At 45.8% G+C, this 12,717-nt stretch carries 9 protein-coding genes and 1 tRNA gene; all 10 read right to left on the bottom strand.

Translation table 11 applies throughout. The annotated features are described in order from the left end of the window. Nucleotides 1–72 precede the first annotated feature (72 nt). Nucleotides 73–1,632 (bottom strand): C10 family peptidase, encoded by a 1,560-nt coding sequence (locus F453_RS0100545; protein ID WP_018966247.1) that lies wholly within the window; start codon nucleotides 1,630–1,632, stop codon nucleotides 73–75. A gap of 301 nt (nucleotides 1,633–1,933) precedes the next feature. Further along, a tRNA-His gene (locus F453_RS0100550) sits at nucleotides 1,934–2,007 on the bottom strand. 166 nt (nucleotides 2,008–2,173) lie between these two features. Beyond that, nucleotides 2,174–3,097: an EamA family transporter gene (locus F453_RS0100555; RefSeq protein ID WP_018966248.1), complete on the bottom strand. Its 924-nt coding sequence runs from the start codon at nucleotides 3,095–3,097 to the stop codon at nucleotides 2,174–2,176. Between the two features lie 307 nt (nucleotides 3,098–3,404). Then, nucleotides 3,405–4,139, bottom strand: a complete 735-nt coding sequence (gene truA / locus F453_RS0100560) for a tRNA pseudouridine(38-40) synthase TruA (protein WP_009235290.1) — start codon at nucleotides 4,137–4,139, stop codon at nucleotides 3,405–3,407. Between the two features lie 26 nt (nucleotides 4,140–4,165). After that, nucleotides 4,166–5,764, bottom strand: coding sequence for a ComEC/Rec2 family competence protein (locus tag F453_RS0100565; protein ID WP_018966249.1), 1,599 nt, complete (start codon nucleotides 5,762–5,764; stop codon nucleotides 4,166–4,168). Between the two features lie 12 nt (nucleotides 5,765–5,776). Beyond that, nucleotides 5,777–7,114: a DUF3078 domain-containing protein gene (locus F453_RS0100570; protein ID WP_018966250.1), complete on the bottom strand. Its 1,338-nt coding sequence runs from the start codon at nucleotides 7,112–7,114 to the stop codon at nucleotides 5,777–5,779. Nucleotides 7,115–7,252: 138 nt separating this feature from the next. After that, nucleotides 7,253–7,939, bottom strand: coding sequence for a tRNA (guanosine(37)-N1)-methyltransferase TrmD (gene trmD / locus F453_RS0100575; RefSeq protein ID WP_025789841.1), 687 nt, complete (start codon nucleotides 7,937–7,939; stop codon nucleotides 7,253–7,255). Between the two features lie 30 nt (nucleotides 7,940–7,969). Further along, nucleotides 7,970–8,650 carry a DedA family protein gene (locus tag F453_RS0100580; RefSeq protein WP_018966252.1) on the bottom strand — a complete coding sequence of 227 codons (681 nt, stop codon included), beginning with the start codon at nucleotides 8,648–8,650 and terminating at the stop codon, nucleotides 7,970–7,972. Between the two features lie 12 nt (nucleotides 8,651–8,662). Next, entirely contained in the window at nucleotides 8,663–10,078 is a 1,416-nt protein-coding gene (locus F453_RS0100585) for a tetratricopeptide repeat protein (protein ID WP_018966253.1), read from the bottom strand. A 146-nt stretch (nucleotides 10,079–10,224) separates the two neighbouring features. Beyond that, nucleotides 10,225–11,940, bottom strand: a complete 1,716-nt coding sequence (locus tag F453_RS0100590; RefSeq protein ID WP_018966254.1) for a glutamine--tRNA ligase/YqeY domain fusion protein — start codon at nucleotides 11,938–11,940, stop codon at nucleotides 10,225–10,227. Nucleotides 11,941–12,717 lie beyond the last annotated feature (777 nt).

Genomic DNA, 12,717 nt, shown 5'->3' on the forward strand with positions numbered 1-12,717 from the left:
ACAAGTCCACATAGCTTACCTTATTTATCGGTTTCGGGTATACGAACACACCCAAAGAAAAAAGCAACTAGCCTATTTCTCTTTTGTGCTTAGGCTTACATTAGTGTTCAGCGTGTAGTCTAAGTTCCTGTCCTTCCAATCGTAAGACTCGACACTAACCTTGTGTTTAGAGAGCACCAGTGTTTGGGTATTGCTGTAAGCGATAGGTTGCCAACCCGAAAACTTATCGGGTTTGGCCATCAACTCGTTGAACACAGGCATGATGGTGTATTTGCCGTTAGGTAGTTCGGAGAGGTTGATGTTGTTAAATCGCAAGTCTTTGGTAACGTGCATGCTGGTCCATTGTAAGGCGGGGTCTTTAAATTCCACTACTTTTACCAGCTTTCCTTTCTTGTTATACACGGCCAAACCTACCTTCCCGGTGAAGAGACCAAGTTCGCCATTGCTCTCGTTGTATGTTCCGATGTTTTTTAAGCTTGCTTGTATGGGGAAGTTTCTTGGCACTTCGTTTTGCAAAAACCTAAACGCGTCGATGGCTTCGGCCTCTAGCTCCCTCACCTTTTTAAATTGAGGATGGTTGCCTGTTTTGGGATGAGCCAGCACCGCTTCCATTTCGAGGGCGAAAAAGTCTGTTCCAAACACATCGTCATCTAGTGGAGTGTAGAGCGTTGAGAGATCAAACCAACCATCGTTCTCGCCTGCCCATCCCCAATTTACATGGATGTAACCTTGCTTGTCGATGCCATCGAGTAAGAACGAGTGACTGCTTTCGCCGATGAGTACGGGGTAGCCGTTGGCCAATTCGTTTACCACCAGTTCGTAGAACATACCTTTGGGCATGTATTCCTTGTTGAGATGCTTTACCGAATATTCGAAGTTCTTGCGCAGTGCGTCTAATGCCCATTGCATGTTCGACATGCTTCCTGTGGCTTCGTACTTCATGTTAACGGCTTTTCCTACATCGCTAAGCAACACGCCAACTGCGTCTTTACCCGCATCGTCCATTTGTTGGCTGGTGTCTTTAATCTTATTCCATAGGTATATGCTACTTTTTTGGGCATGAGTTCCTGAGGAATTGATAAATTCGGAGGGACGTTTTTGTGGCCATTTGTTGTGATACATCAGTTGCGAAAGTGCAGTTGCCACGCATCCAGTAGGCATATTAACGTCTTTGGCTTTGGGTGTGTGTATCTTAAAGGGCATTTCTTGGTTCCATGCACAAGACAAAAGGGGACTTATCGGTTTCTTCACATGCAACTTTAACTTTGAAAATCCAAGTCTGTTGCAGCGATAGGCCTTTACCATCAGTTCGTAATGGCGAAGTAGCGAATAAAAATAGTCGGGTAGGCGAGCATCGTTGGCGGTGAATCTGTTGCCATAACCAATTATCTCGGGCAAGTCGCTTTCGCCCGAAACGATTACAAAACCTTTGTGACCAGTGTTGGTGAAGATATAAAAGGTTGGGTCGCCATCGGCCTTTAAGGTACTTCTGTTGATGAGTTCGGGCTTTGCAAAGTACTTTCGGGCAACGTTGAACGCCTGCTGTTGACTAACCTGAGCCGCTTTGGCGCAGGCCATCAAAGCCAAAAACGCAATGAGGAGGCATGCCTTCCGGGTGTTATTATTTTTCATGTTGTCTTGGTACAAGAAAGTTGTTGTCAAGGTTTTATTCCCCTAAATGATGTTCATGGCTATTGGGGCCTTTAATGGGCGTCTTTCATGGGGTGTACACCTTTGATGATATTAGGTGTTGCAAAGATAGATAAAAGTTATTTATTTTACAAATAATGTGGTGTGTTTGTTCAGTATTTAGTATTTATTTACCATTTACTTTTCGATTATTCGGTTAAGGTTGAGTGCTTTAAGGAGGATGAAAAGGGTATATGACGAAAAACGTTCCTTTCCGTAAATGGAAAGGAACGTTAATGGGGTGGGTGGCTAGTCGGATTCGAACCGACGACATTCAGAACCACAATCTGACGCTCTAACCTACTGAACTATAGCCACCGTGTTAGACCTCTTTTCTGAAATCGATTGCAAAGGTATAGTTTTTATTTGGATATACCAAATGTTGAGTACGCTTTTTTGTCGTTATCGGTTATATTTTGGCGTGTAGAACAAATTTTGATGGCTTTTCGCTTGCATGTAGCCCGAAATACAAGCAAACATATGGCTAGCCCTTGGAGCCAAAGTATAGGCAGAGCATGCCTAGCAGAACAAGAAATAAGTCGAAGGCTTTGCGTTTGAGGTTTTTCTCTTGAAAGACGAGCGCACCAAACAAGAATGATACCAAAACGCTGCCTCGCCTTACCATCGACACGATGGAGATCATGGCTTGTGGCTGGCTTAGGGCGTAGTAGTAGGCAAAGTCTGCTGCGCAGAGAAATAAACTGATCATTACGATTGACCACCGCCATTGAAAGGGTTGGGTGGTTTTGCGCTTGGGATACCATAGCACGAGCGACACAATGGCCATCATGCCGCACTGGTATAGGTTGTACCAGCTTTGCACAGCCATCTTATCTAGCCCCATTCCACCTTGTTCTGTCGGGCTTAGCAGGTACTTATCGTATAGTCCGCTGCATGCGCCTAGCACTGCGGCCAGTGCAATAGCGTATATCCACTTATTGTGTTTGAAGTCGATACCTTCTTTTTTGCCGCTCCTGCTTAAAAGGAAAAAGGAGCAAATGGCCAACGCTACGCCCATCCATTGTAGTAAATAGAGTTGTTCGCCATAAACAAGCATCGCACCAATAAGGACCAGTACTGGGCGTGTGGCATTTATTGGGCCTACGATAGTTAGTGGAAGGTGTTTCATGCCTATATATCCGAAAATCCATGAAGACAGTACCAACATGCTCTTAAAGAAGATGTAAGCATGTGTAGATAAGCTGGTGGCCGACACGTAGAACATGTTGGTGGGCGAAAACCAACCTAAACGACTGCCGAGGATAAAGGGAATGAAAATGAGCGATGAGAAAACGGTGTTGAGAAACAACACGGGGAGAATGGCATTACCTTTCAACGACAGTTTCTTAAAAACATCGTAGAATCCTAGAAGGGTGGCCGAAAGAAAGGCTAAGAGTAACCAAAGCATGTGGATTTGTTATGTTGTGGAGGAGTTGTTGAGTTTCTGAGTTCGTGAATATTTAAGTTTTGGGGTTGCTGAACTTATGAACTCGTGGTTTCGCGAGCTTATAAACTCACGAACAAACAAACTCGTGAATCCAATAACTCATAGACTTATAAACTCACGAACTTAAAAACTCGAATTAATATTGTACGTCTTCAAAGTAATAACTTATAGCCTCATAAACTCATGAACTCAAAAACTTAAATTAATATTGTACGTCTTCAAAGTAATAACTTATAGCCTCATAAACTCATGAACTTAAAAACTCAAATTAATATTGTACGTCTTCGAGAAACAGAGCGTGGCCAGGAACCGACTCGCCTGCTTGTTGGCGTGACTTGGAATGAAGTATATCGACGAATTGTTCGAGGCTAACCTTATGCCAACCCACGTCTAGAAGCGTGCCAACAATGGCGCGAACCATGTTGCGGAGAAACCTGTTGGCCGAGATGCGGAAGTGCCATTTGGTATTGGAAAGCCTTATCCAGCGTGCTTCGTAGACATCGCAGAGGGTGGTTTTTGCGTCTGAATGGCTTTTGCAAAATGCGCCAAAGTCTTTGTGGGATAACAATATCTGTGCGGCATCGTTCATCAATTGGAAGTCGGGCACTTGGTGTAGGGCGTACGAATAGGCACGACAAAAGGGGTCGCGGTCTAGATGTACGTAATAATGATAGGTGCGTTTGGTGGCACTGAAGCGTGCATGCAGGCCGCCATCTATGGGTTTTATCTGGTTGATGGTGATGTCGAAGGGCAATACACGATTGAGTTTGTAGGTGAGTTGCACCGTATCTATGGGTTCTTCTTCGTCGAAATGTGCAACCATGGTACGTGCATGAACGCCAGTATCGGTGCGTCCAGCCCCAACAAGTTCTACGGGATGGCGGAGAAGAAGCGACATAGCACGTTGCATTTCCGCTTGAACCGAGTTGGCGTTAGGCTGAATTTGCCAGCCATGATAGGCTGTTCCGTCGTACGAAAAGTATATGAAGTATCTTTGTTTCATCCTTACAAAGGTACAAAATATAATGGTTATAGCTGTTGTATCTGCCGTCTAATTCGGAACCATTTGCGTGCATACTGGCTCAAGGCATAGACGGAGGCAATGAGAATGTAGGCTAAATAGGTTTGAAAGAGATTGAATTGGAGTCCATCGAGTGTGGAGTGGGGAAGTGATGATATGCCATTGACCAGCGTTTGTACGGTTGTGGCGAGCCATTGCATGGTGTCTAGCACCAGGTTGTGGAGCAATGGCGCACCTTGAACGATGAAAGAGGCGAGCGTGGCATAAAGCAAGAGGGTTATGAGTGGAAGTATTAGTAGGTTGGAGAGTAGAAAATAGCATGAGAAACGCCCAAAGTAATAGGCTATAAGGGGCATTGTGCCTACTTGGGCGGCTATGGAAACGCAGACAATTCCCCATACAGGGCGAAGTAAACATGCCCAACGCGAAGTGCTTTGGTAAAGCGAAAACAGTGGCGGATAGAAAATAATGATGGACAATACGGCCAAGAACGACAGTTGGAAACTAACATCCCAAAGGGTGGAAGGGTTGGCAATAAGCATCACGATGCAGGCGAAAGCTAGCGAATTGGCCGAAAGGCGGTCGCGATGGAGTAACGAAACGAAGGCATAGAGGGTGAGCATCAGGGCCGAACGGACGGCTCCTGGGGGCAAGCCCACTAAGAAAACATAGCCCCAAAGAGTCGCTGTGATGATGGTTTGGACGATGAACTCGGCCCAATCACGACGCACTATGCGATAGAGAATGGTCGAAAAGAGTGTGGAAAGCACGCTGTAGATGATGCCGAGATGCAAGCCCGACAGGGCCAATACATGCGAAACACCCGCCTTGCTATATGCTTCGCGTTGTGTAGAGGTAAGATTCGACTTTTCGCCGAGGGCAATAGAGGCTATCAACGCTTGGTTGTCGGCACTTAATCTTTGTTGCCAGGCGTTGCCGAGCAGGCGTTTCCTGACCTGTAAGAGTTGTAAACGTAGTTTTTCTACAACGGGTATTCGTTGCATTTCTTCGTTGGTTAGCTGCGTGTTTTGCCAATCGGCAAAGTAAACGAAGGTAGTTGCGTAGATTTGATGGGATTGCATCCAACGTTCGAAGTTGAATTTTGAGGATGGAAAAAGGGTAAAGTCGTTGTTGAAAACCGATTGGGCTACGATTGTTGAACCTGTGGTGAGACTCTGCCAATGGTTGGTTAGTGTGTCTTTAAGTATGGATGCACGAACGAGAAAGGGCGTATGGCTGTTGGACTTTTCGGCTATATCTATGATCAAGAGATTGCATTTTAGCACCTTGCCATGAGCTGTGGGTGTGTCGGTAACGATGGCCTTGTATGTAACGGCTTGGTTGATGGGGCACGAATGCCTATCGCTTTTTTGTAAAGCCATGATCCATGCTCCAAGAAAAACAGAGGCAACGAGGATGGTGACACTAGACAGATGGGCATGACGAATGGTGAGAACAGCCACAGCCGCAGTGCCAAGTAGGAGCGAAACGCAAGTTGAGGGATTGGAGAAAAAGGGAATGGCGTCGGCCAACACTATCCCAAGGATGAGCATCAGGGCGATGCGCACCAGCGGATAGAGTTGGATGACGCCATTGGGACGTGTCATATCACGCCTGTTTTAGAACGAGTAGGAGAAGCCGATAGATACAAATTCGCGCATTTGTAGGTAGCCGTGCTTCTCGTCGCGTGTAGCTCCATCGTCGAAACGAGGATAAACGAAGAGCTTAGAGCTGATAAATTTGTTGAACTGGAACGTGAAAGTGTTTTCCCATTCCACTTCTGCCCTGCGATAGGTGGTATATCCGTAGAGGCGTGTTTGCCAGCTGATGGGTTCGGCTATCTTCCACATCAGGTCTACGGTAAATTCCGAACCGAAGTCGTGAAGTGTGTGGCTGTCGGGGCTTAGTCCATAGCGGGGAGCTACCGAAAGCCTGTCTACATAGCGGAAGTTATAGGCTAAGGGGGCGAGATGTATCGAACCCTTGAGCCTTCCCTTAATCCAGTCTACGTTGTAGTCCATACCAAGCGAGAGGTTTGCATTGAAAGGCGACATGAAATCAGATGCAGCCTCACCACTGTTGTTTTTATATCCGCGCAAGAATTGGGTGTAGGCCACCAATTGTAAAGTGTAATACCACCGCTTAGTGGCTTGAAGTCCTAGCTTGCTGGTAAATCTTATGAGGTCTTCTGATGTCTTGAGGCTGTGCAGGGTGTCGCTAGGCGAGGTGATGAAACCCAGTTTCATTTCGAGCTTATTGTCGAACTTCACCTTCTGTTTGTTGTTGTAGTTGCACTGTATGGTTACGGCGCTCACCATCGAATAGTTGCTTTCGCCACCTTTATGCCAGTTGGCCGACACGTAGTTTTGCAAGAATTGTAGGTAATAATCGCTCTTGAAAGTCCAGAAATTGGGCTTGGTGACCACCACGTTAATAGGCCCGTTTTCGGGCTCGATGGGCGTTTGCGATTCTTTTTCGGCCAATCCAGCATCCGACCTTATAACAACGGGCGTTGTTTTAGACTCTGGTGCCACGTTGTGCAGCACCGTTTCGCGATTTAACACTAAATCGGGCCTTTTAAGATAGATGCCTAAAAGGGCCTTATCTGTAAACCTTGGAGCAAGATAATCTGCCCTTTGGTTTTGTGCCTTATTAATGGTACTGTCGCTCGACAGGTCGAAGAGATCTCTGGCGATACCTTCGTAAAAAGTGAGGGGCGAGAAAAGCCTGAAGCTTTGGTAAGGAACGATGTCCTCTACGAAGTCGCGTGAAAGTGCGCTTTTGTCGTTTTGCCTATACACCTTATTATATAGGACGCTCAGCGAGTCCTCATAACTTCGTAGTAGAGTTGTGGTATTATCAGCCCTGTCGGTGCGATGTGTGGGGCGTGTTTGTTGCGCTTGAAGCGTAACAACACCAAGGGTAGATAATACAAGGATACTTAAAACGTGTTTCATTACAACTATTTTACTTGCAAAGGTAGCTATTTTTCTACGTTTTGCATTTTGTTTTACATCTTTTTTTATTGCTTTTTGCTAAAAGCATGACTGGAAATTACAGACTGACATTTATGTTCTCTTATGGTCAAACATCTTCTATTCGCCCTTGTTATCTAATAAATCTGGGCGCAGCTGCTTTGTTCTTTCCAAGGCTTGTTCCATCTCCCATGTCTTTATTTTGGCTTCGTTGCCACTGAGTAATATAGGTGGAACTTCCCAACCTTTATAGGTTGCAGGGCGCGTATAGATGGGAGCGGAGAGCAAGTCGTCTTGAAAACAATCGGAAAATGCACTCTGTTCATCGCTGATAACCCCAGGAATGAGCCGCACAATGGCGTCGGCCATTACAGCGGCAGCCAGTTCGCCGCCAGTGAGCACATAGTCGCCGATGGAAATTTCGCGTGTGATGAGGTGGTCGCGAACGCGTTGGTCTACACCTTTATAATGTCCACAAAGTATAATGATGTTGCCTTTGAGCGACAATTCATTGGCTACATGCTGGTCGAACTGTTGCCCATCGGGCGACGTGAATATCACTTCATCGTAGTCTCGTTGGGCTTTAAGGGCAGAAATGCAGCGATCTATGGGTTCGCATTGCATCACCATACCAGCAAATCCACCGTATGGATAATCGTCTACACGCCTCCATTTGTCGGTAGAATAGTCGCGAAGGTTATGCAAATGTATTTCTGCCAACTCCTTTTTTTGTGCGCGTGCCAAGATAGATTCGTGTACAAAGCCTTCTAACATCTCTGGCAACACGGTGATAATGTCTATTCTCACTGTTGTATTTCCTTTCTTTACGTCGTCTTTTTATTCGCCGTCGTTGTTGGTTGAGCCTTTCGTTACAGACGAAGCATTTGCCTTACGCTTTTTTCTTTTTCGCATCTGCCACCATATAACGGCAATGACAGCCACCACAGCGATGGCAATAATCACCACGAGTTGTATTTGGCTGTTATACTCTTCGATTTTGTTATAGAGTTCTTCTTTGGGAACGAACGAGTGAAGATACCAACCGAGAGTGGCCAAAACGGTGTTCCAGATGCCTGCACCGACGGTTGTATAGAGTATGAACTTCCAAAACTTCATCTTCGACAGACCAGCGGGGATGGATATTATTTGACGTATGCCCGGCAGAAGTCGGCCTGTAAGCGTGGCGATAACTCCATGATCGTAGAAGTATTTCTCAGCTTTCTCAATCTTTTCTTGGTTGATCAGGCAGAGATGCCCCAGTCTGCTATTGGCAAAACGATATACCACGGGGCGTCCGAGGTAATAAGCGGCAAAGTAGTTAGCCGTAGAACCAAGCACGGCACCTATGGTTGCTACAACCACAACAAGTACGATATTGAGTTCGCCAGCTGCTGCACGGTAGCCGGCAGGCGGCACGATGAGTTCTGAGGGGGCGGGTATGACGGAGCCTTCGATGAACATCAAGAGCAACACCGTCCAATAATTGAGGTTGTTTAGCAGGGGTAATAACCAGCTCATTTCTACTTTTCTTTACTTTTGTTTTGTGATATAATTGTAATAACTCTCAGGTTCGAGGTTTTTGGGAAAATACTCGCCGAGAATGTTTCTTGCCTCTATGGGGTTTAGTTCGCAGGCTTTGCGTAGGAAATATAGGTATTCTGACTCCTTATTTAGACATTTACAGCAGAGTGCCATGTGCGAATATCCGTCCTTCCAATCGGCAGGAGTCGTTTGAAAAAGTGTGTGAAGCATTTTATATGCCAGTTGCATATAGCCATTGTCGTAAACGGATATGGCGATACGGAAATACACATTGGGGGCTGATTTGGAGTTTCTTACAGCCTCTAAGAAAAAATCTTGGGCGGCAAAAGGATTGCCATTCTCTAGCTCAATGTGACCTTTGAATACCGTTAGCTCGTCTTTATCACCCCCGCCTGTGGCTATGGCCTTGTCTACATACGCCAAAGCTTCATTCACTTTGCCTAGCCTTGATAGCGCAAAGGCCATTTCCTGATAAATCTCGGTTAAATTAACCGACTCGGGAACGGCCATTTCTTCGGCCTTTTGCAAATGTTTTAGGGCCTCTTCGGGGCGATCTAGGTTGATGAGAGTCATGCCAATGAAAATCTCTCCTGTTTCATCGTCCCGATGAAGCTTGTTAAATCGGGTGTAATAGGTAAGTGCCTCTTCATACTCGCCTAAGCTAAACATGCCATTGGCTTTGTTAAGTAAGGCCTCTTCGTCGTCGGGATTGATGGCGATAGAATATTCACTGCTTTCGATAGAATCCTTAATGCGGTTGCTCAAAAACTGTGATGAGGCCAGCTGATTCCAATAAGGGGATGCAAAGGGGTTTTCTTCTACAAGTCTTTTGAATATCTCTTCGCCCTGCTGGTATTCGCCCTTACCCAGTGCAATGCGTCCTTGCACCTCCTGGTAGTCAGTCGCTTGCTTGTTCTCTGCCATCGACAGCCATTCTTGCGCACTGTCTATCATGTCGTAATCCAGGTACAAGTCGGCCACATCGAGAATAAAGTCGTCTCTTTCCGCTTCGTCTTGCCATTCCAATTGATGGCGTAAAAACTCGTCGGCTTCATCTTGTTTGTTCTCAACAAGCTTTATTTCTGCACGTAAGTACACACATTCGGCTTCCGATTGGTCGTCTATTTGGTCTACATACCATGTAGCCTTCTCCGGATTGTTTTGCTTCAACAGTTCGTATCTGCCCATGAACACCAATGGAGCCATTGCCCCAGGGAACATGTCTACACCTTTGAGGGCGGCATTCACAGCTTCGTTCGTCCGCCCATCGCCATAGTAATATTCGGCAATGTCGGCCAGCGCGTCCGAGTCGAAGTAAGCTGCACGCCCCTCCTGCTCGGCTTCTTCGTAGCGTTGGAATATCTCCTGAAACTCCTCGCTGTTGAAATAGCTGTCGTTCATCATCTTGTTTAAACAATCAAGAGGGGCGAACTTGGTTCGTCCCTCATGTTAGAGTTGTGTGACGAGGATTATAATGCATCTTGTTCTGATACTCTTCGTCTTAATATTAGAATGGCTTTGTATGCCAGTCTTCACTCCTTATAGGCTGCTTACTTGTTCTGTTTGGCCCACGTATCTTTCAAACCTACAGTCTTGTTGAATACAGGGTGTTCGGTAGAAGTGTCGGTATCGGCCATGAAATAGCCAATACGTTGGAATTGCAAATACTCGCCTGGCTTCTTATTGGCTGCGTAGTTCTCTACGTAGCAGTTGGTGAACACCTTCTTCGAGTCTTTATTAAGCAGTTCCCTAAAATCCCTTTCGTCGGCCGAGGGATTTTCCACATCGAACAAACGGTCGTAAACGCGAACCTCAGCTTGGGTGCAGTGGTCGGCCGAAAGCCAATGCAATGTACCCTTAACCTTACGGTTTGCACCATCCATACCACTCTTACTCTGCGGGTCGTATTCGGCTTGCACCTCCACGATATTGCCTTCAGCATCTTTGGTGCAACCTGTGCACTTCACGATGTAGGCGCTTTTCAGTCGTACTTCTTGGCCAGGTGTCATTCTGAAGAATTTCTTAGGTGCGTCTTCCATAAAGTCTTCGCGTTCCATCCACAGATTTCTCGAGAAAGTGGTGGTATGCGTTCCGTCGGCAGCATTTTCGGGATTGTTCACCGTTTCCATTTCTTCGGTTTGCCCTTCGGGATAGTTTGTAATCACCAACTTTACAGGATTAACCACCGCCGTTACGCGACAAGCACGCTTGTTGAGGTCTTCGCGCACCGAGGCTTCAAGTAAAGCCATGTCGTTAAGAGCGTCGAACTTGGTGTAGCCGATAGAGTCTATGAACATGCGAATGCTCTCGGGTGAGTAGCCTCTACGGCGCATGCCACAAAGTGTAGGCATTCGTGGGTCGTCCCAACCTGCCACCAAGCCCTCGTCTACCAGTGTGTGCAGCTTGCGCTTGCTCATCACCGCGTTGGTGAGGTTCAGTCGGTTAAACTCTATCTGGCGTGGTCGGAAATCGTTGATGTTATCCATTTCGCCGTTCATCTCTTTAAGGAAATCGATGAACTTATCGTACAATGGACGGTGAGGAACAAACTCCAACGTGCAGATGGAGTGCGTTACGCCCTCGAAGTAGTCGCTTTGACCATGTGCGAAGTCGTACATGGGGTAGGCGTTCCATTGTGTACCCGTGCGATGGTGCGGCGTATGGATGATGCGATACATGATGGGATCGCGGAAATGCATGTTGGGGTTGGCCATATCTAGCTTTGCCCGCAGCACCATAGCGCCTTCGGGGGTGTCGGGATGGTTCATTTTCTCGAACAAGGTGAGGCTTTCTTCAACAGGCCTATCCCTAAATGGCGATGCAGTTCCTGCCTTTGTGGGTGTGCCTTTTTGTTCGGCTATCTGCTCGCTTGTCTGTTCGTCGATGTAGGCGTGGCCTTTTTTGATCATCCATACAGCGAAATCCCATAGCTTTTGGAAATATTCGGAGGCGTAATAGATGTTTTCCCATTTAAAGCCTAGCCACGTTATGTCGTTCAATATGTTTTCTACATACTCGTCTTTTTCTTTACTGGGATTGGTATCGTCGAAGCGCAGGTTGCATGTTCCGTTAAATTTCTCGGCCGCTCCGAAGTCCATGCAGATAGCTTTGGCATGGCCGATGTGTAGGTATCCGTTAGGTTCTGGGGGGAAACGCGTTTGTATGCGCCCGCCATTTTTCCCTTCGGCCAGGTCTTGCTCAATGATTTGTTCTACAAAACTCAGGTTTTTTTTCTCCTCATTTGAGTTTTCTACTCTTTCTGTCATTGTCTACATTATTATATTATAGTGCAAAGGTACGATAAAGCAGCATAATATCAAAATTCGCATTAGCTTAAATGTTCCATTTTTAACATGATGTGTCAAAATATGTTTTCTAACATAATAAAAAGTTTGCGTAAATGAATTTCATCGCGTAACTTTGCACTCGTTATCCTGAATACAATCTTTTTGCCTTAAAAAAGCTAATACCTATTGAGATTAGATGCGCTGCACTGTGAAGTGTGGCGCATTTGTTTTATCAAAGTTTTTACAACATGAATGTGTTGATTTAAGTGTGTGCCCACACAGATACAGCAGTAAAACCTAGCGTTGGCGAACTTCCTTTTACTTTTCTTAACGTACTTTTAATTTACAGAAAACATGACGTATAAATCGGAGTTTCTAAGTAATTCTGACGTGTTTTAGGATGATGCGTATAACATAACATGCCTCACGACCACGTGATTTTATATTTCACCAGTTACAATTTCCATTTTCAACCCGTACATACCTTCTTTAAATACGCGAGTATACGCGCGTGCGAGGAAGCCATAAAGAGGCTATTGAATATTCGAACAAGAAACAATCGCAGGACGAGTTGTCTGTTGTTGATATTCAGTTTCTGATGTTCGATATGTAGTTCTTTGCTTAGTCGTCCTGTTCCATGTAAGATGGAATCTTGTTACATCTCACATGGAACAAGGTTACATCTTATATGGAACAAGATTCCAGATGATGTGTAACAGGGTTACATATTAAATGTAGCGAGGTAGGAGTTGTAAG

This window comes from Hoylesella loescheii DSM 19665 = JCM 12249 = ATCC 15930, assembly GCF_000378085.1.
Lineage (GTDB): Bacteria > Bacteroidota > Bacteroidia > Bacteroidales > Bacteroidaceae > Prevotella > Prevotella loescheii.